The organism is Agromyces sp. NPDC058064, from assembly GCF_042885275.1.
Classification (GTDB): Bacteria; Actinomycetota; Actinomycetes; order Actinomycetales; family Microbacteriaceae; genus Agromyces.
On the sequence record NZ_JBHVSE010000002.1, the window covers coordinates 1193307 to 1215018 of the forward strand.

The 21712-nt window shown below is 71.1% G+C and carries 20 protein-coding genes; 12 read left to right on the plus strand and 8 right to left on the minus strand.

Annotated features, from left to right (window positions below):
• Window positions 1-62: 62 nt before the first annotated feature.
• The 5 genes from gap to ACFVSL_RS11430 all read left to right on the plus strand — a co-directional run bounded on the left by gap (window position 63) and on the right by ACFVSL_RS11430 (window position 3818).
• Window positions 63-1067, plus strand: a complete 1005-nt coding sequence (gap, locus tag ACFVSL_RS11410) for a type I glyceraldehyde-3-phosphate dehydrogenase (protein WP_386941067.1) — start codon at window positions 63-65, stop codon at window positions 1065-1067.
• A gap of 11 nt (window positions 1068-1078) precedes the next feature.
• Entirely contained in the window at window positions 1079-2293 is a 1215-nt protein-coding gene (locus ACFVSL_RS11415; protein WP_386941068.1) for a phosphoglycerate kinase, read from the plus strand.
• On the plus strand, window positions 2284-3072 hold the full coding sequence (tpiA, locus tag ACFVSL_RS11420; protein ID WP_386941069.1) for a triose-phosphate isomerase: 789 nt from the start codon (window positions 2284-2286) through the stop codon (window positions 3070-3072). The genes ACFVSL_RS11415 and tpiA overlap by 10 nt, the downstream gene beginning before the upstream one ends.
• A gap of 116 nt (window positions 3073-3188) precedes the next feature.
• The gene (secG, locus tag ACFVSL_RS11425; RefSeq protein WP_386941070.1) at window positions 3189-3440 is read left to right on the plus strand and encodes a preprotein translocase subunit SecG; all 252 of its coding nucleotides are present in this window, start codon (window positions 3189-3191) and stop codon (window positions 3438-3440) included.
• A gap of 12 nt (window positions 3441-3452) precedes the next feature.
• Window positions 3453-3818, plus strand: a complete 366-nt coding sequence (locus ACFVSL_RS11430) for an RNA polymerase-binding protein RbpA (protein ID WP_386941071.1) — start codon at window positions 3453-3455, stop codon at window positions 3816-3818.
• An 83-nt stretch (window positions 3819-3901) separates the two neighbouring features.
• Here the strand turns inward: ACFVSL_RS11430 and pgl are convergent, their stop codons facing one another.
• From pgl to tkt, 6 genes are read right to left on the minus strand one after another with little or no spacing between them, the layout of a single operon-like run.
• Complete coding sequence (pgl, locus tag ACFVSL_RS11435) at window positions 3902-4672, minus strand: 6-phosphogluconolactonase (RefSeq protein WP_386941072.1); 771 nt, start codon at window positions 4670-4672, stop codon at window positions 3902-3904.
• Complete coding sequence (locus tag ACFVSL_RS11440) at window positions 4669-5625, minus strand: glucose-6-phosphate dehydrogenase assembly protein OpcA (protein ID WP_386941073.1); 957 nt, start codon at window positions 5623-5625, stop codon at window positions 4669-4671. Before ACFVSL_RS11440 ends, pgl begins: the two co-directional genes overlap by 4 nt.
• Entirely contained in the window at window positions 5622-7163 is a 1542-nt protein-coding gene (zwf, locus tag ACFVSL_RS11445) for a glucose-6-phosphate dehydrogenase (RefSeq protein WP_386941074.1), read from the minus strand. Before zwf ends, ACFVSL_RS11440 begins: the two co-directional genes overlap by 4 nt.
• A gap of 19 nt (window positions 7164-7182) precedes the next feature.
• Window positions 7183-8787 (minus strand): glucose-6-phosphate isomerase, encoded by a 1605-nt coding sequence (locus ACFVSL_RS11450; RefSeq protein WP_386941075.1) that lies wholly within the window; start codon window positions 8785-8787, stop codon window positions 7183-7185.
• Complete coding sequence (tal, locus tag ACFVSL_RS11455) at window positions 8784-9893, minus strand: transaldolase (protein WP_386941076.1); 1110 nt, start codon at window positions 9891-9893, stop codon at window positions 8784-8786. The genes ACFVSL_RS11450 and tal overlap by 4 nt, the downstream gene beginning before the upstream one ends.
• 24 nt (window positions 9894-9917) lie before the next feature.
• Window positions 9918-12011, minus strand: a complete 2094-nt coding sequence (gene tkt / locus ACFVSL_RS11460; protein WP_386941077.1) for a transketolase — start codon at window positions 12009-12011, stop codon at window positions 9918-9920.
• Window positions 12012-12328: 317 nt separating this feature from the next.
• Here tkt and ACFVSL_RS11465 point away from each other — a divergent pair, with 317 nt between their 5' ends.
• On the plus strand, window positions 12329-13249 hold the full coding sequence (locus ACFVSL_RS11465) for a heme o synthase (RefSeq protein ID WP_386941078.1): 921 nt from the start codon (window positions 12329-12331) through the stop codon (window positions 13247-13249).
• Between the two features lie 269 nt (window positions 13250-13518).
• On the plus strand, window positions 13519-14289 hold the full coding sequence (locus tag ACFVSL_RS11470) for a hypothetical protein (protein ID WP_386941079.1): 771 nt from the start codon (window positions 13519-13521) through the stop codon (window positions 14287-14289).
• Here ACFVSL_RS11470 and ACFVSL_RS11475 read toward each other — a convergent pair.
• The gene (locus tag ACFVSL_RS11475; protein WP_386941080.1) at window positions 14189-15094 is read right to left on the minus strand and encodes a heme A synthase; all 906 of its coding nucleotides are present in this window, start codon (window positions 15092-15094) and stop codon (window positions 14189-14191) included. The two genes, ACFVSL_RS11470 and ACFVSL_RS11475, sit on opposite strands and share 101 nt — an antisense overlap.
• Before the next feature lie 249 nt (window positions 15095-15343).
• On the opposite strand from ACFVSL_RS11475, the gene sufB reads away from it, so the two are divergent.
• Genes sufB through ACFVSL_RS11500 form a run of 5 tightly spaced genes read left to right on the plus strand, consistent with a single transcriptional unit; the run spans window position 15344 to window position 19460 of the window.
• Window positions 15344-16762 (plus strand): Fe-S cluster assembly protein SufB, encoded by a 1419-nt coding sequence (gene sufB, locus ACFVSL_RS11480; protein ID WP_386941081.1) that lies wholly within the window; start codon window positions 15344-15346, stop codon window positions 16760-16762.
• A gap of 14 nt (window positions 16763-16776) precedes the next feature.
• Window positions 16777-17946: a Fe-S cluster assembly protein SufD gene (gene sufD / locus ACFVSL_RS11485; RefSeq protein ID WP_386941082.1), complete on the plus strand. Its 1170-nt coding sequence runs from the start codon at window positions 16777-16779 to the stop codon at window positions 17944-17946.
• Between the two features lies 1 nt (window position 17947).
• Window positions 17948-18274: a non-heme iron oxygenase ferredoxin subunit gene (locus ACFVSL_RS11490; protein WP_386941083.1), complete on the plus strand. Its 327-nt coding sequence runs from the start codon at window positions 17948-17950 to the stop codon at window positions 18272-18274.
• A 50-nt stretch (window positions 18275-18324) separates the two neighbouring features.
• Window positions 18325-19110: a Fe-S cluster assembly ATPase SufC gene (gene sufC / locus ACFVSL_RS11495; protein WP_386941084.1), complete on the plus strand. Its 786-nt coding sequence runs from the start codon at window positions 18325-18327 to the stop codon at window positions 19108-19110.
• 20 nt (window positions 19111-19130) lie between these two features.
• Window positions 19131-19460, plus strand: a complete 330-nt coding sequence (locus ACFVSL_RS11500; RefSeq protein WP_157424200.1) for a metal-sulfur cluster assembly factor — start codon at window positions 19131-19133, stop codon at window positions 19458-19460.
• A gap of 123 nt (window positions 19461-19583) precedes the next feature.
• Here ACFVSL_RS11500 and ACFVSL_RS11505 read toward each other — a convergent pair whose 3' ends face one another.
• The gene (locus ACFVSL_RS11505) at window positions 19584-21692 is read right to left on the minus strand and encodes a M3 family metallopeptidase (protein WP_386941085.1); all 2109 of its coding nucleotides are present in this window, start codon (window positions 21690-21692) and stop codon (window positions 19584-19586) included.
• Window positions 21693-21712 lie beyond the last annotated feature (20 nt).

Here is a 21712-nt window from a genome sequence, read left to right on the forward strand (position 1 = left end):
GCCGTCCGATCAGTCCACCCGTGCAACGGCGCTGTGCGCGCCACGTCATCCAGGAGACATCTGTGTCTGTAAAGATCGGTATCAACGGATTCGGCCGCATCGGCCGCAACTACTTCCGCGCGGCGCTCGCCCAGGGGGCCGACCTCGAGATCGTCGCGGTGAACGACCTCACCGACAACAAGACCCTCGCGCACCTCCTGAAGTACGACTCGATCACGGGCCGGCTCGACGCGACGGTCGACTACGACGACGACCACATCATCGTCGACGGCACCGCGATCAAGGCGTTCTCGGAGCGCGACCCCGCGAACCTGCCCTGGGGCGAGCTCGGCGTCGACATCGTGATCGAGTCCACGGGCTTCTTCACGAAGGCGGCCGACGCGCGCAAGCACCTCGTGGCCGGCGCGAAGAAGGTGCTGATCTCGGCACCCGCCACCGACGAGGACGCGACCTTCGTGATCGGCGTCAACGAGCAGGACTACGACCCCGACCGCCACCACATCATCTCGAACGCCTCCTGCACGACGAACTGCCTGGCGCCGCTGGCGAAGGTGTTCAACGACGCCTTCGGCATCGAGCGGGGCCTCATGACGACGGTCCACGCCTACACGGCCGACCAGAACCTGCAGGACGGCCCCCACCGCGACCTCCGTCGCGCCCGTGCCGCCGCGCTCAACATCGTGCCGACGTCCACCGGGGCGGCGAAGGCCATCGGCCTGGTGCTGCCCGAGCTCGTCGGCAAGCTCGACGGCTTCGCGCTCCGCGTGCCGGTCCCTACCGGGTCGATCACCGACCTGACCGTGACTTCCTCGCGACCGGTCACGGTCGACGAGGTCAAGGCCGCCTACAAGGCAGCCGCCGAGGGGCCCCTGAAGGGCATCCTCAAGTACACCGAAGACGAGATCGTCTCCAGCGACATCGTCTCCGACCCGCACTCGTCGATCTTCGACGCCGGCCTCGTCCGCGTCATCGGCGATCAGGTGAAGCTCTCGAGCTGGTACGACAACGAGTGGGGCTACTCCAACCGTCTCGTCGACCTGACCGAGTACGTCGCCGACCGTCTCTGAAAGAGCACTGAATGACCCTGCGAACGATCGATTCCCTCGGTCCGCTCGCCGGCAAGCGCGTCGTCGTCCGTTGCGACCTCAATGTCCCCCTGCGGGACGGGGCCATCACGGACGACGGCCGCGTGCGGGCGTCGGTCCCCACCATCCAGGCCCTCCTCGGCCAGGGCGCCCGCGTCATCGTGGTCTCCCACCTCGGGCGCCCCGAGGGCGCACCCGATGCGCGGTACAGCCTCGCCCCCGTCGCGGCGCGACTCGGCGAGCTGCTCGACGCGCCCGTCGCATTCGCGACCGACACCGTCGGTGAGGATGCCACGGCCAAGGCCGACGCCCTCGCCGACGGCGAGGTGCTCGTGCTGGAGAACCTGCGGTTCAACCCGGGGGAGACCTCGAAGGACGAGGCCGAGCGCACCGCCTTCGCGGGCCGGCTCGCGGCCTTCGCCGACGCGGTCGTCTCCGACGGCTTCGGCGTCGTGCACCGCAAGCAGGCGAGCGTCTACGAGCTCGCCGAGCAGCGCCCGAGCGCGGCCGGCCTCCTCATCGCCGCCGAGCTCGACGTGCTCGACCGCCTCACCGAGAACCCCGAGCGCCCCTACACGGTCGTGCTCGGCGGGTCGAAGGTGTCCGACAAGCTCGGCGTCATCGCCCACCTGCTTCCCCGCGTCGACCGCCTCCTCATCGGCGGCGGCATGCTCTTCACCTTCCTCGCGGCCCAGGGCCACAAGGTCGCCTCCAGCCTGCTCGAGGCCGACCAGATCGACACGGTGAAGGGCTATCTCGCCGAAGCCGCGGAGCGCGGCGTCGAGCTCGTGCTGCCGAGCGACGTCGTCGTGGCGGCGGCCTTCTCGGCGGACGCCGAGCACGTGGTCGCGCCGGCGGACGCGATCGAGGACACGCCGTTCGGGGCATCCGGCCTCGGACTCGACATCGGGCCCGAGACCGCCGCGGCGTTCGCCGCCCAGGTCCGCGACTCGAAGACCGTGTTCTGGAACGGGCCGATGGGCGTCTTCGAGCTCGCCCCCTACGCCGCCGGCACCCGCGCGGTCGCGGAGGCGCTCACCGAGGTCGACGGCCTCAGCGTCGTCGGCGGCGGCGACTCGGCTGCGGCCGTGCGCCAGCTCGGATTCGCCGACGATCGATTCGGACACATCTCGACGGGCGGGGGCGCGAGCCTCGAGTTCCTCGAAGGAAAGAAGCTCCCCGGACTGGAGGTCCTCGGATGGCAGTGAAGCGCACCCCGTTCATCGCGGGCAACTGGAAGATGAACCTCGACCACCTGCAGTCGATCGCGTTCGTGCAGAAGCTCGCCTGGGCGCTGTCCGACGCGAAGCACGACTTCGCCGACGCCGAGGTCGCGGTGTTCCCGCCGTTCACCGACCTCCGCAGCGTGCAGACGCTCGTCGCGGCCGACTCGCTGCCGATCGGCTACGGCGCGCAGGACCTGTCGAAGCACGACTCGGGCGCCTACACCGGCGAGATCTCGGGCGCGTTCCTGAAGCAGCTCGACTGCGGCTACGTGATCATCGGTCACTCCGAGCGGCGCACGCTGCACGCGGAGACCGACGCCGACGTCAACGCGAAGGTCGTCGCGGCGCACCGCCACGGCCTCGTTCCGGTGCTGTGCGTCGGCGAGACGGCCGAGGACCTCGCGCAGCACGGCGCGAGCGCGGTGCCCGTCGCCCAGCTGCGCGCCGCGCTCGAGGGCGTCGACGCCTCGAAGGGGCTCGTGGTCGCGTACGAGCCCGTCTGGGCGATCGGCTCCGGCCAGGCGGCGACGCCGGCCCAGGCCGAGCAGGTCGCCGCCGCACTGCGCGCCGTCCTCGCGGAGATCGCGGGCGACGAGGTCGCAGCGGCGACGCGCATCCTCTACGGCGGCTCGGTGAAGGCGGCGAACATCGCCTCCTTCCTCCGCGAGCCGAACGTCGACGGAGCGCTCGTCGGCGGTGCGAGCCTCGACATCGACGAGTTCTCGAGCATCGTCCGCTTCAAGAAGCACGTCGGAGCGTGACCTCCCCGGGGCGGGGCGAGACGTCCCGCCCCGAGGTGTCACCCGGCTAAACTCGGCTGTGCTGATAGTCTGATTGGCGGCATCGACCCCCTGCGTCGTGCCCGGAAAGGTTCACCGTGGAGATTCTCCAGGTCGTCCTGCAGGTGCTGCTCGGTCTCACGAGCCTCCTGCTGACGCTGCTCATCCTGCTGCACAAGGGCCGTGGTGGCGGTCTGTCCGACATGTTCGGCGGCGGCGTCACCTCGAGCCTCGGCGCCTCCGGCGTGGCCGAGCGCAATCTGAACCGCATCACGGTGATCCTCGGGCTCATCTGGGTCACGTGCATCGTGGTGCTCGGACTGATCACCAAGTTCGACACCGGAATCTGACGAGGAGCCGAGATGGCATCAGGTAACAGCGCCATTCGCGGCTCCCGCGTCGGCGCAGGCCCCATGGGCGAGCAGGACCGCGGCTTCCACGCCGATCGCGTCGCCATCAGCTACTGGGACGCCCAAGGCAACGAGACGGTCCGCTACTTCGCTGCGAGCCTCCCCGACGAGGAGATCCCCGCGGTCATCGACAGCCCGTCGACCGGCCTCCCCGCAGGCCGCGACCGCGAGAACCCGCCGTCGGTGTCGAAGCTCGAGCCCTACAAGACCCACCTCGCCTACGTGAAGGAGCGCCGCACCGAAGACGAGGCAGCTCAGCTCCTCGACGACGCGCTGACGCAGCTCCGCGCCCGCCGCGGGCAGGCGCCGAAGGACTGATCACCGGTCGTGCGACCGGGACGAGAGCGGGGCGGGCCGAAAGGCCCGCCCCGCTCTCATCGTTCCGCCATGGCGGAACGACGTCAGTAGTCGCGTGCGATGAGCGCCTCGGGCACTTCGGCCGCGGCATCGCCGTCGACGAAGAAGACGGTGCGGCGACGCCCCTTGATGCCGGCGACGGGCACCTCGTCGCGGCTGGCACCGGCGAGGGCGAGGCCCAGCGCGGACGCCTTGTCGGCGCCGGCGAGCACCATCCACACCCGCTGCGAGCTGTTGATCACCGGGCGGGTGAGGCTCAGTCGCTCGGGCGGCGGCTTCGGCGACTCGCGGACCGCGATGACGGTCTGGTCGGTGACCGAGATCCCCGAGCGGTGCGGGAACAGCGAGGCGATGTGCCCGTCGGGGCCGACGCCGAGGAAGGTGATGTCGAAGACGGGATGTTCGAGCCCCTCGGCGGCGTGCTCGGCGAGCTCCGCGGCATAGGCCGCCGCTGCCTCGTCGAGGGTCAGGCCCGAGTCGGAGGCCGGGAACGGGTGCAGGTTCTCGGCGGGCAGGTCGAGATCGTCGAGCAGGGCCTCGTGCGACTGCCGGTCGTTGCGGTCGGCGTCACCGGCGGGGACCCAGCGCTCGTCGCCCCACCAGAAGTGCACGCGCGACCAGTCGATCGACATGCGTGCGGGGGAGGAGGCGACCGCTTCGAGCACCGCGGAGCCCATCGAGCCGCCCGTGAGGACGATGTGCACGATCGGCTGCGCGTCGAGCAGGTCGAGCGTCTTCGTGATGAATCGGGCGGCGACCGCCCCGGCCAGCGTGGCCTTGTCGGGGTGCACGAGCACCCGCCGTTCGTTCGTCACGCAGTGACCTCCTGGGCTCCGTCGAGGAGCGCCAGCCCCTTCGCGATCACTTCACCGTACAGCTCGTCGGGGTCGAGGCGGCGCAGCTCGTCGGCGAGGCAGTCGCGGAGGCTGCGGCGGGGGAGCGCGACGTCGTGCAGCGGCTGGTCGGGCTGGCGGAGCGTCGCGATGCCCGGCACGTCGCGAACGAGCTCGATGACGCCGCTCGCGCGCTCGAGGCGGACGCCGTGGATGCCGTGCGACCCGTCTTCGACGGAGGTGAGCTCGACGCCGGTCGCGCAGCGCAGCTGCAGGCGAAGCCACGCGCCGAGCAGCGTCGTCGACGGCGAGTCGATCGCACCGCTCACGTGCACCTTCGTGATGGGCTCGTACGGCGGCTGGTCGAGTACCGCGGCCAGCTGCGCGCGCCACAGCGTGAGCCGCGTCCAGGCGAAGTCGGCGTCGCCGGGGGTGTAGCTGTCGGCGAGGGCGTGCAGCGCCGCCTGCGGATCGGGCTGCGCCGAGGCGTCGGTGATGCGTCGCTGCGCGATGCGGCCGAGCGGCGAACGACCGGGCACCGCCGGCGCTGCGCCGGGCCACCAGGTGACGACCGGGGCATCCGGGAGCAGCAGGCCCATGACGAGGCTCTCCTCGTCGCGCGCGGCGTCGCCGCTCGCGCGGAGCACGATGACCTCGCTCGCGCCGGCGTCGCCGCCGACCCTGATCTCGGCGTCGAGGCGCGGCGCGACCGCCGTGGACTCGGTGCCCGGCTCGGTCGAGACCACGATGACGCGCATCGGGTGCTCGCGCGACGCGTCGTTCGCCGCCTCGATCGCCTCCTCCTCCTGGCCGGGGGAGGTGGCGATGACGAGGGTGAGCACGCGGCCGAGGGCGACGACGCCGCCGTCCTCGCGGATCTTCACGAGGGTCTTCGAGACCTGGCTCGTGGTCGTGTCGGGAAGTTCGACGATCATGGGCGCCTCCAGCTCCGTCCGTCTCGCGCGAGGAGCTCGTCGGCCGAGCTCGGGCCCCAGGTGCCGGGGCGGTACTGCTCGGGTTGGCCCTGCGTCGCCCAGAACTCCTCGATCGGGTCGAGGATCTTCCAGCTGAGCTCGACCTCCTCCTGCCGCGGGAAGAGCGGCGGATCGCCGAGCAGCACGTCGAGGATGAGCCGCTCGTACGCCTCGGGGCTCGCCTCGGTGAAGGCGTGGCCGTAGCCGAAGTCCATCGTGACGTCGCGCACCTGCATGCCCGCGCCCGGCACCTTCGAGCCGAACCGGATCGTGACGCCCTCATCGGGCTGCACGCGGATCACGAGCGCGTTCTGGCCGAGCTCCGAGGTCTGGCTGTCGGCGAAGACCTGCTGCGGTGCGCGCTTGAAGACCACCGCGATCTCGGTGACCCGGCGCCCGAGCCGCTTGCCGGCGCGGAGATAGAACGGCACGCCCGCCCAGCGGCGGGTGCCGATCAGGAGCTTCATCGCGGCGTAGGTCTCGGTCGTCGACTCGGGGTTCATGCCGTCCTCGTCGAGGAAGCCGATGACCTTCTCGCCGCCCTGCCAGCCGCCCGCGTACTGCCCGCGGGCGGTGCCCGTGGCCAGGTCGTCGGGGAGGCGGACCGCTGCGAGGATCTTCTCCTTCTCGGCGCGCAGGTCGGACGCGTCGAAGGAGATCGGCTCCTCCATGGCGGTGAGGGCGAGCAGCTGCAGCAGGTGGTTCTGGATCACGTCGCGCGCCGCGCCGATGCCGTCGTAGTAGCCGGCACGGCCGCCGACGCCGATGTCCTCGGCCATCGTGATCTGCACGTGGTCGACGTAGTTCGCGTTCCAGATGGGCTCGTACAGCTGGTTGGCGAAGCGCAGCGCGAGGATGTTCTGCACCGTCTCCTTGCCGAGGTAGTGATCGATGCGGAACACCGAGTCGGGCGGGAACACGCTCGCCACGACGTCGTTCAGCTCGCGGGCCGTCTGGAGGTCGGACCCGAACGGCTTCTCGATCACGACGCGTCGCCACTGCCCGTCGCGCTGCTCGGTGAGCCCCGAGCGCTTGAGCTGCTCGGTGACGAGCGGGAAGGACTTCGGCGGGATCGACAGGTAGAACGCGTGGTTGCCCATCGTGCCGCGCTGCGCGTCGAGGTCCTCGACGACGGCGCGCAGGCGGTCGAACGCGTCGTCGTCGTCGAAGGTGCCGGTGACGAATCGGATGCCGCGGGCGAGCTGCTGCCAGACGTCCTCGCGGAACTCGGTGCGGGCGTACTGCTTCACCGAGTCGTGCACGACCTGCGCGAAGTCCTGATCGGCCCAGTCGCGGCGCGCGAAGCCCACGAGCGCGAAGCCCGGGGGCAGCAGCCCCCGGTTCGCGAGATCGTAGACCGCGGGCATCAGCTTCTTGCGCGACAGGTCGCCCGTGACGCCGAAGATGATGAGGCTCGAGGGCCCCGCGATGCGATTGAGGCGATAGTCCTTCGGTGACCGGAGCGGGTTGTGCTGCGCCGAGATCTCTGCCGAAGTCAATTCGGGTCCTTTCGTCGGTTCAGCCGACGGCGTCGACGAGCGCCGGGATGTTCGCGGCCGGGTCGGTGAGCGTCAGCGTGAGCACGGGACGACCGTGCTCGGCGAGGACGCTCGCGTCGCCGGACGCCTGAGCGGCGATGAGCTCGCCGAACGTGAACGGCCGCTCGGGGATGGCCAGGTCGGCGGCGGGCGCCTGCGTGATCTGGAGGAACGCGCCGACGGCGGGGCCGCCCTTGTGGAACTGTCCGGTCGAGTGGAGGAAGCGGGGGCCCCAGCCGAAGGTGACGGGTCGGCCGGCGCGCGCCGCGAGGAGATCGCGCAGCTGCGCGAGCTCGGGGTGGGCGACCCGGTCGACGTAGGCCTGGATCGAGAGGTACCCGTTCGCGGGCAGCTCCTCGAGCAGCACCTCGATCGCCGACTCCAGGTCGCTCGAGGCGCCGATGACCTCGGGCGTGCCGCGGACCTCGATGCCGTCGGCCACGAACGCGGCGGGCTGGGGTGCGGGGCGGGCGTCGAGCAGCCCGCGCGCGGCGATCTTCGCCGACTCGACGTCGGGCTGGTCGAACGGGTTGATGCCGAGGAGGCGCCCCGCGACCGCGGTCGCGTACTCCCAGACGAGCAGCTGCGCGCCGAGGGTGCCCGAGACGAGGATGTCGCCCGAGTCGTCGTCACGGAAGATCTCGTCGCCCGCGTCGTCGACGAGGCGGACGAGCTGCAGGTCGGGCAGGTCGGAGCTGAGTTCGGGCGCGCCCGTCTCGAGCACGACCGGGAGGAGGCCGGTGCCCTCCTTGCCGGTCGACTCCGCGATGAGCTGCTCGGCCCAGTCGGCGAAGCCCACGATATGGGTGCCGTCGGCGACGATGCCGAGCTTGTCGCGGAGCGGCGCGGTCGCGGCGATCGCGGCGCCCAGCACGAGGCCCGGGTTCTCGGCGGTGTCGATCGCGAGCGAGAGCTCGATCGTCTCGGCCTCGTCGAGGATCTCGGAGATGTCGACGCCGGCGAGGCCCGACGGCACGAGGCCGAACGCGGTGAGCGCGGAGTAGCGGCCGCCCACGTTCGGGTCGGCGTTGAAGACGCGGTAGCCCGCGGCGCGGGCCGACTCGTCGAGCGGCGAACCGGGGTCGGTGACGATGACGATGCGCGAGGCCGGGTCGATGCCCGCGTCGCGGAACGCCTGCTCGTACGCCCGGCGCTGGCTGTCGGTCTCGACCGTCGAGCCCGACTTCGACGAGATCACGAGCGCGGTCGTCGCGAGGCGGTCGGCGAGCGCCGCACGCACCTGGCCGGGCTCGGTCGAGTCGAGCACGGTGAGGCCGACCCGCGCCGTGCGGGTGATGACCTCGGGCGCGAGCGAGGAGCCGCCCATGCCGCCGAGCACGATGTGGTCGACGCCGGCCGACTCGAGCTCGACCCGGAGGGCCTCGATCTCGGCGACGAGGGGGCGCGAGATCGCGACTGCCTCGGTCCAACCGAGTCGCTTCGACGCCTCGTCCTCCGCTGCGGCGCCCCAGAGCGCCGGGTCCTGCGCGGTGATGCCGCTCGCGACGAGGTCGGCGACCAGCGCGGGGACGGCGCGGCGCACGGCGTCGGCCGCCGCGCCGCCGACCGAGATGCGGAAGCTCATCGTGCGGCCTCCAGCGCGGTGCGGACGCTGTCGAGCAGCTCGCCCCACGACACGATGAACTTGTCGACGCCCTCGTTCTCGAGGAGGAGCGTGACGTCGTCGTAGTCGACGCCGGCGGCGGCGAGGGCGTCGAGCACCTCGCCCGCCTCGGCGTAGGCGCCGGTCACGGTGTCGCCGGTGATGACGCCGTGGTCGGCGGTCGCCTCGAGCGTCTTCTCGGGCATCGTGTTCACGACGCCCTGCGCGACGAGCTCGGTCACGTAGAGGGTGTCGGGCAGGGCCGGGTCCTTCACGCCGGTCGAGGCCCAGAGCGGGCGCTGCTTGTTCGCGCCGGCGGCGAGGAGGGCCGCGGCCCGCTCGCTCGCGAACTGCTGCTCGAAGAGCTCGTACGCGAGGCGCGCGTTCGCGACGCCGGCTTTGCTCTTCAGTGCGAGTGCCGCGTCGGTGCCGATCGCGGTCAGCCGCTTGTCGATCTCGGTGTCGACGCGCGACACGAAGAACGAGGCGACCGAGTGGATCGTCGAGAGGTCGAGCCCGGCCGCCTTCGCCTGCTCGAGGCCGGTGAGGTAGGCGTCGATGACCTGGCGGTAGCGGTCGAGGCTGAAGATGAGGGTGACGTTGACGCTGATGCCGGCGCCGATCGCGGCGGTGATCGCGGCGAGGCCCTCGACGGTGGCGGGGATCTTGATCATCGCGTTCGGGCGGTCGACCTTCGCCCAGAGCGCCTTCGCCTCGGCGATGGTGCCGTCGGTGTCGCGGGCGAGGCCGGGGGCGACCTCGATCGAGACGCGGCCGTCGTAGCCGTTGGAGCGGTCGTAGACCGGACGGAACACGTCGGCGGCCGCGCGCACGTCGTCGGTCGTGATCTCGAAGACCGCGGTGTCGACGTCGGCGCCCGCCGCGGCGAGCTCGGCGACCTGCTCGGCGTAGCCGTCGCCCTTGGCGAGGGCGCCGGCGAAGATCGTCGGGTTGGTGGTCACGCCGACGACGTCGCGCTCGGCGATGAGGCGGGCGAGGTCGCCCGACGCGATGCGCGCGCGCGAGAGGTCGTCGAGCCAGATGCTGACGCCGGCCTCGGAGAGGGCGGCGGTGGGAGAGGTGGTCATTGGGATGTCTCCTTCGTGCGCGCGTCAGGCCGACGCGAGCGATTCCTTCGCGGCGGCGACGACGGCCTCGGCCGTGATGCCGAACTCGCGGAACAGGGTCTTGTAGTCGGCGGACGCGCCGAAGTGCTCGATCGACACGGCACGGCCGCGGTCGCCGAGGTAGCGGTGCCACGACAGCGCGAGCCCGGCCTCGACCGAGACGCGTGCGGTGACCGCTGCGGGCAGCACCTGCTCGCGGTACTCGGCCGGCTGCGCCTCGAACCACTCGAGGCTCGGCGCCGACACGACGCGTGCGCCGATGCCCTCGGCGGCGAGCGTCTCGCGGGCGGCGAGGGCGAGCTGCACCTCCGAGCCGGTCGCGATGAGGATGACGTCGGGCGTGCCGGAGGCGGCCTCGGCGAGCACGTACGCGCCCTTCGCGACGTTCGCGGCGCTCGCGAGGGTGTCGCCGGATGCCTCGCCGTCGCCCCGCTCGAACACCGGGATGTTCTGGCGGGTCAGCGCGATGCCCGCCGGGGCATCCTGCTGCTTGAGGATCTCGAGCCAGGCGTAGGCGACCTCGTTCGCGTCGGCGGGGCGCACGACCGTGAGCCCGGGGATGGCGCGGAGCGTCGCGAGCTGCTCGATCGGCTGGTGCGTGGGGCCGTCCTCGCCGAGTGCGACGGAGTCGTGCGTCCAGACGAAGATCGAGGGCACCTTCATGAGCGCGGCGAGGCGGACGGCCGGGCGCATGTAGTCGCTGAAGATGAGGAAGGTGCCGCCGAACGCGCGGGTCGGCCCGTGCAGCACGATGCCGTTGACGATCGCGCCCATGGCGTGCTCGCGGATGCCGAAGTGCAGCACCCGGCCGTAGGGGTTGCCCGAGAACTCGTGCGTCGACCACTCGGCCGGGATGAAGGACGGCGCGCCGTTGATCGTCGTGAGGTTCGACTCGGCGAGGTCGGCCGAGCCGCCCCAGAGCTCGGGGAGCACCCCGGCGAGGGCGTTGATGACCTTGCCGGAGGCCGCGCGGGTGGACAGCTCGGTGCCGCCCTCGAAGACGGGCAGGGCCTGCTCGACGTCGGCGGGCAGTTCGCCCGCCTCGAGGCGGTCGAGGAGGGCCTTGCGCTCGGGGTTCGCCGCCGCCCAGGCGTCGAAGGCGAGCTGCCACTCGGCGTGCGCGGCCGCACCGCGCTCACCGGCCGCGCGGGTGTGGGCGATCACGTCGTCGGCGACGACGAAGTGCTGCTCGGGGTCGAAGCCGAGCACCTCCTTCGTCGCGGCGAGCTCGGCGGCGCCGAGGGCCGAGCCGTGGATCTTGCCCGAGTTCTGCTTGCCGGGGCTGGGCCAGCCGATGATCGTCTTGAGGATGATGATCGAGGGCTTGGACTGCTCGCCCTTGGCCGCATCGATCGCCTCGTTGAGCTCGGCGACGTCCTCGACGTACTCGCCCGTCTTCTTCCAGTCGACGGTCTGCACATGCCAGCCGTAGGACTCGTAGCGCTTCGCCACGTCCTCCGTGAAGGCGATGTTGGTGTCGTCCTCGATGGAGATCTGGTTCGAGTCGTAGATGACGACGAGGTTGCCGAGCTGCTGGTGGCCGGCGAGGCTCGACGCCTCGGACGTGACGCCCTCCTGCAGGTCGCCGTCGCCCGCGATGACGTAGACGAAGTGGTCGAAGGGGCTCTCGCCCGCGGGGGCCTCGGGGTCGAAGAGGCCGCGCTCGTAGCGCGCCGCGTAGGCGAAGCCGACCGCGGAGGCGAGGCCCTGGCCGAGCGGGCCGGTCGTGATCTCGACGCCGTCGGTGTGGCCGTACTCGGGGTGGCCCGGGGTCTTGGAGCCCCACGTGCGCAGCGACTCGAGGTCGGCGAGCTCGAGTCCGTCGCCGGCGAGGTAGAGCTGCACGTACTGGGTGAGCGACGAGTGGCCGGCCGAGAGGACGAAGCGGTCGCGGCCGAGCCAGGCGTGGTCGGCGGGGTCGCGGCGCATCACCTTCTGGAAGAGGAGATAGGCGGCCGGGGCGAGGCTCATCGCCGTTCCGGGGTGGCCGTTGCCGACCTTCTCGACGGCGTCAGCCGCGAGCACCCGTGCGGTGTCCACCGCGCGATCGTCGATGGGATCCCAGTGCAGAGTTGCCACGAGGTGCAGTTCCTTCCGTTCGTGACGGCGACGGGAACCGATCGGCCCCGACCCGCCGAGGACGTTGCGGCGCGGTATCGCCGGGCGTGCGGTCCTGGGGGATGCCGGTGGGGGAATCGAGGATCGCGACGTCAAGCGCGCAATCCTCAGTATATGGAGTTCATGACCCGCGATGACGGGGTATGACTCACACTCGTCCATGCCCTTTGTGAGGCCCGGTATGCCCACGTCGGGGCATCGCGCCCGATGGCCTAGAATCGAGGGGAGGCGGCGCGGGGTCCGGCGATGGTTGGCGCGCGCACTCTAGAAGAGGAACGATGCAGGCAGCCGTAGAAACCCGTGAAGCCCGACCGGCGATGACCGTTCGGCGCAAGCTCGCCGCCTACCTCGCGCTCACCAAGCCGCGCGTGATCGAGCTGCTGCTCGTGGTCACCGCCCCCACCATGATCCTCGCGCAGCAGGGGCTGCCGAGCCTCTGGCTCATGATCGCGACCCTCATCGGCGGCGCCATGAGCGCGGGATCGGCCGGCGCGTTCAACTGCTACATCGACCGCGACATCGACCGGGTGATGAAGCGCACCCAGGGCCGCCCGCTCGTGACCGGCGAGCTCAGCGACCGCGAGGCGCTCGTCTTCGCCTACGGGCTCGGCGTGGCATCCATCGTGTGGCTCGGCGTGTTCACCAACTGGCTCGCCGCCGCCCTCTCGCTCGGCGCGATCCTGCTCTACGTCGTCTTCTACAGCCTGATCCTCAAGCGCCGCACCGCGCAGAACATCGTGTGGGGCGGCGTCGCGGGCTGCATGCCCGTGCTCATCGGCTGGGCCGCCGTCACCGGCGACCTCAGCTGGCCCCCGTTCATCCTGTTCCTCATCATCTTCCTCTGGACGCCGCCCCACTACTGGCCGCTCTCGATGAAGTACAAGGACGACTACGCCGCGGCCGGCGTGCCGATGCTCGCGGTCGTGCGCGGCCGCGCCCAGGTCGGCCTGCAGGTCATCCTCTACGCGTGGGCGACCGTCGCGTGCTCGCTGCTGCTCATCCCGATCGCCGACATGGGACTGGTCTACTCGACGGTCGCGGTCGTCACGGGCGTCTGGTTCATCTACGAGACGCACCGCCTCTACAACCTCGCGATCCGGCACGAGCAGGTCTCGCCGATGCGGGTGTTCCACGGCTCGATCGCGTACCTCTCGCTGCTGTTCCTCGCCGTCGGCATCGACCCGCTGCTGCCCTTCTAGCCGCTCGAGCCTGCGGCGCTGCCCGCTGCCCGCTGCCCGCTGTCCCTGCCGCTGCCCGCTGCCCGCGGCGTACGCCGGGCGCCGGTGCCGCCACAGGTTCGGAGATCGCCGCCGATTCGGGCGACTTCGTCCGATCTCCACCGATGTCGTGGCGATCGCCGACGTCGTGGTCGGCGCGAATCGTCCTCCACAGGCGGTGCGCGTCGGGTTCGACGCACAGCACGGATGCTCCGGCTCGCGCGACCCGCTGCGGCGGCCACGATTCCGGCATGAGGGCACTCGAGCGTCGGCTCCACCGCAGCGACGGCGTCGCGCGGGTCACGAGCCTGCAGGCGGCGGGCCACAGCCGACACCAAGTGCGGCGTGCGCTGGCCGACGGCCGGCTCGTGCGACTGCGGCGCGACTGGGTCGCGCTGCCCGGCGCCGACCACGAGCTGACCGCGGCGGCTGCCGCAGGGGTCGTGCTCACGTGCGTGTCGCAGGCGCGGCGACTCGGCCTCTGGACCATGACCGATCCGGGCCTGCACGTCGCGACCGGCGGGCACGGTGCGGTGCCGCCGATCGCCGCGCGGGTGCACTGGGCGAAGCCGATCGTGCCGAGGCATCCCGACGCACTGACCGACCCCGTCGAGAACGTGCTCGCGCTCGTCGCGGCATGCCGTCCGTTCGAGGAGGCGCTCGTCGTGTGGGAGTCGGCGCTGCGGAAGGGGCTGGCGGCGCGCGACGCGCTCGCGCGCCTGCCGTTGGGGCCTGCCGCCAGGCGGCTGCTCGAGGTCGCGTCGACGACCGCTGACTCGGGTCTCGAGACGTTCCGAAGTCGTGGCGATCGCCGAAATTCTGGCGCCCGTGCGCTCGGGGCAGCCGGCAATCGGCAGCCGCACCCGACGGCGCGGCCGCCCTGCGGTCCGGAGCCCGGGGTGAGGAGGCCGTCGGCCGGGGTCAGACGGCCGTGGCCTCGACCGGCGCCTGCGGCGACGCCGGGACCGCGGCCACGGGGCGCTTCAGGCGCAGGATCACGAGGGTCATCGCCGCTGCGGTGAGCGCCGCGAGCACCATGTGCACGCCGACGGCGAGCACGGGCAGGCCGTTGCGCGCCTGGTAGAGGCCGACCGCGACCTGCACGAGCTCGACCACGAGCAGCGCGATCGACCAGCGCAGGGTCGGCAGCCCGCCGCGCCAGGCCGCGATCACGAGCACGATCGTCATGACGAGGAGCGCGTAGCCGGGCCAGGCGTGCACGTGCTCGAGGATCTCGGAGTCGAAGCCGTTGCGGCCGGCCTCTGCGTCGCCCGAGTGCGGGCCCGATCCAGTGGTGAGCACGCCGAAGACGATCGAGATGAGCAGCACGGCGCTCGTTGCGTGCGTGAGGCCCGCGTACCAGCCCGGAACGGCCCGTTCGCGGGCGCCGGCGGGCTCGTCCATCCGGCCGAGGAACGCGGCCGTCACGCAGACCAGCGCGAGCGAGGACAGGTAGTGGAAGCCGACGATGAACGGGTTGAGGCCCGTCCAGACGGTGATGCCGCCGACGATCGCCTGCGCGACGATGCCGAGGCCGACGATGAACGAGAGCACGAAGAGGTCGCGGCGCTCACGGCGGATGCGCCACACGAGGAGGAAGACGATGAGCGCGATGATGCCCACGACGCCCGTCATGAGCCGGTTCCCGAACTCGATGAGGGAGTGGTAGGTGAGCTCCTCCGTCGGCACGAGCGACTCGGGCGTGCAGGTGGGCCAGGTGGGGCATCCGAGGCCCGAACCGGTGAGGCGCACCGCGCCGCCGGTCGCGATGATCGTCACCTGCGCGACGAAGGAGGCCCAGGCGAAGAAGCGGAGAGAGCGGGGCACGCGGGTCGTTCCTGATCCGGGTCGCTCTGAGACGGGGCTGGGAGTCCGGCCCGGGTGTCACTGCGACCCTATAGACTTGAGTGGTTGGCGCACCTGCTGCGACGCGCGTTCGCGCGGCAAGCGGGCACCAGCCATCTTAGGTTCGCACTGGAGCCACCCGCACATCACACCCCCTCACCGAGTTCCTCGACAGGCGCGGGGGATGAGCCGGACTGATAGCCGGTTGCACGGGAGGAGAAGAGGAAGAGTATGACGGACGTACTGATCGACCGCCCCGAGCTCGAAGGGCTCGGCAACTACGAGTTCGGTTGGGCCGACTCCGATGCCGCGGGGGCCTCTGCCCGACGCGGCCTGTCGGCGGAGGTGGTGGCCGACATCTCGCGGCTGAAGGACGAGCCCGAATGGATGCTCCAGCGCCGCCAGCGCGGCCTGCAGCTCTTCGAGCGTAAGCCGATGCCGACCTGGGGCGCCGACCTGTCGGAGATCGACTTCGACAACATCAAGTACTTCGTCCGCTCGACCGAGAAGCAGGCCCAGACCTGGGAGGACCTGCCCGACGACATCAAGAACACCTACGAGCGGCTCGGCATCCCCGAGGCCGAGCGCCAGCGCCTCGTCGCCGGCGTGGCGGCCCAGTACGAGTCCGAGGTGGTCTACCACCAGATCAACGAAGAGCTCGAGCGCCAGGGCGTCATCTTCATGGACACCGACACCGCGCTGAAGGAGCACCCCGAGTTCTTCGAGGAGTACTTCGGCACCGTGATCCCGGCGGGCGACAACAAGTTCGCCGCGCTCAACACGGCGGTCTGGTCGGGCGGCTCGTTCGTCTACGTCCCGAAGGGCGTGCACGTCGAGATCCCGCTGCAGGCGTACTTCCGCATCAACACCGAGAACATGGGCCAGTTCGAGCGCACGCTCATCATCGCCGACGAGGGCTCGTACGTGCACTACATCGAGGGCTGCACGGCGCCGATCTACAAGAGCGACTCGCTGCACTCGGCCGTCGTCGAGATCATCGTGAAGAAGAACGCCCGCGTTCGGTACACGACGATCCAGAACTGGTCGAACAACGTCTACAACCTCGTCACCAAGCGCGCCACGGCCGCCGAGGGCGCCACCATGGAGTGGGTCGACGGCAACATCGGCTCGAAGGTCACGATGAAGTACCCGTCGATCTTCCTCATGGGCGAGCACGCCAAGGGCGAGACCCTCTCGGTCGCCTTCGCCGGCCCCGGCCAGCACCAGGACGCGGGCGCGAAGATGATCCACATGGCGCCGTACACGCAGTCGTCGATCGTCTCGAAGTCGATCGCCCGCGGCGGCGGCCGCGCCGGCTACCGCGGCGAGGTCCGCGTCGACGCGAACGCGCACCACTCGGCGAACAGCGTCGTCTGCGACGCGCTGCTGGTCGACACGATCTCCCGCTCCGACACGTACCCCGCGATCGACATCCGGGTCGACGACGTCAAGCTCGGCCACGAGGCCACGGTCTCGAAGGTCAGCGAGGAGCAGCTCTTCTACCTGATGAGCCGCGGTATCGACGAGACCGAGGCCATGTCGATGATCGTGCGCGGCTTCATCGAGCCGATCGCGCGCGAGCTCCCGATGGAATACGCGATGGAACTCAACAAGCTCATCGAAATGGGCATGGAAGGATCGGTGGGCTAGTAGTGACCGCCCAGATGACCAGCACAGCCATGCCCACGGCCGAGCAGCACGGCCTCGTCGCGCACTCCGACGGCGCCTTCGTGCCCGTGCAGACGCGCTCCGAGCGCTTCCGCTCGACGAACGTCGCCGACTTCGAGCCCGTGAACGGCCGAGAGCACGAGTGGAAGCTCTCGCCCGTCGCGACCTTCGCCGACCTGACGAGCGGCGAGCTCGACGGCGCCCGCCTCCCGATCGAGACGACGGATGCCCCTGGGGTCTCCTACTCGTACCTCTCGCGCGACGACGCCCGCATCGGCTCCGCCGGCATTCCCGAGGAGCGCGCGAGCGCGAACGCGTGGTCGAGCTTCGGCGAGGCGCTCCTCGTCTCCGTCACCGGCGAAGACCAGAAGACCGTGTTCGTGACCCGCTCGGGCCTCGGCGACGCGCCGCGCGCCGCGCACACCGTGATCGAGGCGGCCCCCAACAGCCGCGCGCTCATCGTGCTCGCGGGTGCGGGCGCGGCCCGGCTCAGCGAGAACGTCGAGATCATCGTCGGCGACGGGGCATCCCTCACCGTCGTCTCGCTGCAGGAGTGGGACGACGAGGCGGTGCACCTCTCGAGCCAGTTCGCCCGCCTCGGCCGCGACTCGTTCCTGAAGCACATCGTGGTCTCGCTCGGCGGCAAGGTCGTGCGGGTGAACCCGTCGACGCACCTCGCCGAGCAGGGCGCCGACATCGAGGCCCTCGGCCTCTACTTCGCCGACGCCGGGCAGCACCTCGAGCAGCAGGTCTACGTGCACCACGACGCGCCGCACACGAAGAGCCGCGTGACCTACAAGGGTGCGCTGCAGGGCTCGGGCGCGCGCACGGTCTGGGTCGGCGACGTGCTCATCGGCCAGAAGGCCACGGGCACCGACAGCTACGAGCAGAACCGCAACCTCGTGCTCACCGACGGCACCCGCGCCGACTCGGTGCCGAATCTCGAGATCGAGACCGGCGACATCGAGGGCGCCGGCCACGCGAGCGCGACCGGTCGTTTCGACGACGAGCAGCTCTTCTACCTCATGGCCCGCGGCATCCGCGAGGACGAGGCGCGCCGTCTCGTCGTCCGCGGCTTCCTCACCGAGATCGTGCAGAAGATCGGCTCGCCCGAGCTGGAGGAGCGCCTCACCACGGCACTCGAGTCCGAACTGCAGGGGGCCTGACGTGGCATCCGTTCGTGTCTGCGCACTCGACGAGCTCGTCGAGAACCAGGCGTCCCGCTTCGTGCTCGAGGGCGTGCCCATCGCCGTCGTGAAGGACGCGGCCGGCGACGTCTTCGCGATCGGCGACACCTGCACCCACGGCGACATCTCCCTCTCCGAGGGGTTCGTCGAGGACGACACGCTCGAGTGCTGGGCGCACGGTTCGCAGTTCTCGCTGAAGACCGGCAAGCCCCTCACCCTCCCGGCGTACGAGCCGGTCCCCGTCTACCAGGTCGAGATCCAGGGCGGCGACGTCCACATCGACCCCGCGGTCACGCTGACCGTCTGACCCACGCTTCTCCGGCCCGCGGCCGGCAACCGAAAGAGATACCCCAGAACATGTCAGTGCTCGAGATCAAGAACCTGCACGTCAACGTCGAGACCGAACAGGGCACCCGCGAGATCCTCCGCGGCGTCGACCTCACGATCAACGAGGGCGAGATCCACGCGATCATGGGCCCGAACGGCTCGGGCAAGTCGACCCTCGCCTACACGATCGCCGGCCACCCGAAGTACACCGTCGTCGAGGGCGAGATCCTCCTCGACGGCGAGGACGTCCTCGAGATGTCGGTCGACGAGCGCGCCCGCGCGGGCCTCTTCCTCGCGATGCAGTACCCGGTCGAGATCCCCGGCGTCACGGTCACGAACTTCCTTCGCACCGCGAAGACCGCGATCGACGGCGAGGCGCCGTCGGTGCGCACGTGGGTGAAGGACGTCCGCGAGTCGATGTCGAACCTCAAGATGGACAAGGCGTTCGCCGAGCGCAACGTCAACGAGGGCTTCTCGGGCGGCGAGAAGAAGCGCAACGAGATCCTCCAGCTCGAGCTCCTGAAGCCGAAGTTCGCCGTGCTCGACGAGACCGACTCGGGTCTCGACGTCGACGCGCTGAAGATCGTCTCCGAGGGCGTCAACCGCGCCAAGGCCAACACCGGCCTCGGCGTGCTGCTGATCACGCACTACACGCGCATCCTCCGCTACATCAAGCCCGACTTCGTGCACGTCTTCGTCGCCGGTCGCATCGCCGAGCAGGGCGGCCCCGAGCTCGCCGACCGTCTCGAAGAAGAAGGCTACGACCGCTACCAGGTCGCCGAGTCGGCCGCGGTCGAGCCGGCCGCGGCCGAGTAGGGCGCGGGTAGACTCCCACCATGGTCTCCTCACTCGCACCCGAGCGCTACGAGCAGGTCGAAGAAGCGCTGAAGGACGTGATGGACCCCGAGCTCGGGGTCAACATCGTCGACCTCGGCCTCATCTACGACCTCGGCTGGGACGACGAGAACGACGCGCTCGTCATCCACATGACCCTCACGAGCGCCGGCTGCCCGCTGACCGACGTCATCGAGGAGCAGACGGCCGAGGCGCTCGACGGCACCGTCGAGGCGTTCCGCATCAACTGGGTGTGGATGCCGCCGTGGGGCCCCGAGCGCATCACCGACGACGGCCGCGACATGATGCGGGCGCTCGGCTTCGCCATCTGAGGCGACGCCGAACCGTCGGGCCACGACGAAACGGATGCCCCGTGCAGCTCGCCTGCACGGGGCATCCGCCGTCTGAGCGGACCGGAGCCCGCCGGAGCAGGCCGGAGCCCACCCGGCCTCGACTCAGGCGAGCCCGCGGCGCGCGAGGAGCGCGTCGATCACGGGCTCGCGCCCGAGCAAGCGGCGGATGGACTCGCGCGGGTCGCGCGAGCCGCCCGGCTCGAGGATCTCGGCCCGGAACCGATCGCCGAGCTCGCGCCGCGCGCCGCCGTTCGCCTCGAACCAGGCCATGATGTCGGCACCGGGCACCTCGCTCCAGACGTACGAGTAGTAGCCGGCGTCGTAGCCGCCCGCGAAGACGTGCGCGAAGTACCCGCTCGAGTAGCGCGGCGGGATGCGCGCATCGGCGAGGCCGGCCGCCTCGAGGGCGCGCTCCTCGAAGGGCGCGACGGCCTCGACGCCGCCGAGTGCCCGGGCCGCGTCGGCGTCGAGCCGGTGCCACGCCTGGTCGAGCGCGGCCGCGGCGAGGTACTCGGTGGTCGCGAAGCCCTCGCCGAAGGTGCGCGAGGCGATGAGGCGCTCGACGAGCCCGGCGGGGATCCGCGCGCCGGTCTCGTGGTGCACGGCGTAGCGACCGAGGATCTCGGGGCGGAGCGCCCAGAGCTCGTTCACCTGGCTCGGCAGCTCGACGAAGTCGCGGAACACGTTGGTGCCGGCTGCGCTCGGGAACTCGACGCGGGCGAGCAGCCCGTGCAGCGCGTGGCCGAACTCGTGGAAGAGCGTCTCGGTCTCGTCGAAGCTGAGCAGCGTCGGCTCGCCCGCGGGCGGCTTCGGCACGTTGAGGTGATTGACGACGACCGGGAGCTCGCCCGTGAGGTCGGACTGGTCGACGAGGGAGCTCATCCAGGCGCCGCCCCGCTTCGAGTCGCGCGCGTAGAGATCGAGCAGGTAGAGCCCGACCGGGGTGCGATCGGCCTCGGAGACCTCGTACACGCGCGCATCCGGGTGATGCGCGACGAGGTCGGGCCGCTCGTCGAAGCGCAGCCCGTAGAGCAGCGTGGCGGCGTGGAAGACGCCGTCGCGGAGCACCCGGTCGGCCTCGAGGTAGGGGCGCATCGCGCCGAGGTCGACCGAGTGGCGTTCGGCGCGCTCCCGTTCGGCGAGGTGCAGCCAGTCGGATGCCTCGAGCGGCCGGTCTCCGTCGCGTTCGGCGAGCCCGGCGAGGTCGGCGGCTTCGCGGCGGGCGTTCGCCATCGCGCGGGGCGCCAGTTCGCCGATGAGCGCGGCGACGGCCTCGGGGGAGCCGGCGGTCTCGTCGGCGGTGACCGCACCGGCGTGATCGGCGTAGCCGAGCAGTGCGGCGCGCTCGGCCCGGAGCCGCACCAGCTCGAGCAGGATCTCGCGGGTGTCGTGCGCCCCGCCGGACGTGCCGCGTCCGTGGGAGGCGGCGAGGAGCCGGTCGCGCACCTCCGCGGACTCGAGCGCGGCGAGCGCGGGCTGCTGGGTGGGCAGCACCAGCGGGATCACCCAGCCGTCGACGCCGCGCGCCTCGGCGGCGGATCGGGCGGTGGCGCGGCGCTCCTCGTCGAGCCCGGCGAGCTCGTCGGCGTCGCGGAGGTGCAGCGCGCGGGTGTTTCCGTCGGCCAGCAGTTCGCGCTGGAACGCGGTGGTGAGCCCGGCGATGCATTCGTTGAGCACGGAGAGCCGCTCGCGCCCGTCGGCAGGGAGCCGGGCGCCGGCGAGCGTCGCCGTGCGATGGCGACGGCGGAGGAGGTACTCGCGGGCGGCGAGACGGTCGGGCGCGGGGGCGCCGTTCGGGTCGTCGGTGTCGATGCCGAGGTCGAGCCCGCCGGCGTCGAGGGCCGCGACGAGCGCCTCGAGGCGGGCGAAGAGCCGCTGGTCGAGGACGACGGCGTCGCGGAGTGCGGCGAGCTTCGGGGCGAACTCGGCCTCGAGCGCGTCGATCGCGTCGTCGGCGTCGGCCGCGCTGCGGTTCTCGAACACGGGGAGGGCGCGGCGCAGGAGGGCGCCCGACCGTTCGAGTGCGACGATCGTGTTCGCGAAGGTCGGCGCGTCGGGGTTCTCGGCGATCTCCGCGAGCTCGGCCTCCTGCTCGGCGATCCCGAGGGTCAGCGCCTCGCGGAAGTGCTCGGGGGCGAGGAGTTCGAACAGGGGGAGCCGGAACGGCAGGGGGCTCGGTTCCAGCAGCGGATTGCGCGTCGAGTCGCTCATCCGATCACCCTATGACGGGC

Excerpts from the sequence above, each read along its gene's own strand:
- ACFVSL_RS11430 (WP_386941071.1), top strand. The coding sequence starts at position 3,453 with ATGGCATCAGGTAACAGCGCCATTCGCGGCTCCCGCGTCGGCGCAGGC.
- sufD (WP_386941082.1), top strand. The coding sequence starts at position 16,777 with ATGACCAGCACAGCCATGCCCACGGCCGAGCAGCACGGCCTCGTCGCG.
- ACFVSL_RS11500 (WP_157424200.1), top strand. The coding sequence starts at position 19,131 with ATGGTCTCCTCACTCGCACCCGAGCGCTACGAGCAGGTCGAAGAAGCG.
- sufB (WP_386941081.1), top strand. The coding sequence starts at position 15,344 with ATGACGGACGTACTGATCGACCGCCCCGAGCTCGAAGGGCTCGGCAAC.
- ACFVSL_RS11505 (WP_386941085.1), bottom strand. The coding sequence starts at position 21,692 with ATGAGCGACTCGACGCGCAATCCGCTGCTGGAACCGAGCCCCCTGCCG.
- tal (WP_386941076.1), bottom strand. The coding sequence starts at position 9,893 with ATGACCACCTCTCCCACCGCCGCCCTCTCCGAGGCCGGCGTCAGCATC.
- tpiA (WP_386941069.1), top strand. The coding sequence starts at position 2,284 with ATGGCAGTGAAGCGCACCCCGTTCATCGCGGGCAACTGGAAGATGAAC.
- sufC (WP_386941084.1), top strand. The coding sequence starts at position 18,325 with ATGTCAGTGCTCGAGATCAAGAACCTGCACGTCAACGTCGAGACCGAA.
- ACFVSL_RS11470 (WP_386941079.1), top strand. The coding sequence starts at position 13,519 with ATGAGGGCACTCGAGCGTCGGCTCCACCGCAGCGACGGCGTCGCGCGG.
- ACFVSL_RS11465 (WP_386941078.1), top strand. The coding sequence starts at position 12,329 with ATGCAGGCAGCCGTAGAAACCCGTGAAGCCCGACCGGCGATGACCGTT.
- ACFVSL_RS11440 (WP_386941073.1), bottom strand. The coding sequence starts at position 5,625 with ATGATCGTCGAACTTCCCGACACGACCACGAGCCAGGTCTCGAAGACC.
- ACFVSL_RS11415 (WP_386941068.1), top strand. The coding sequence starts at position 1,079 with ATGACCCTGCGAACGATCGATTCCCTCGGTCCGCTCGCCGGCAAGCGC.
- ACFVSL_RS11450 (WP_386941075.1), bottom strand. The coding sequence starts at position 8,787 with ATGAGCTTCCGCATCTCGGTCGGCGGCGCGGCGGCCGACGCCGTGCGC.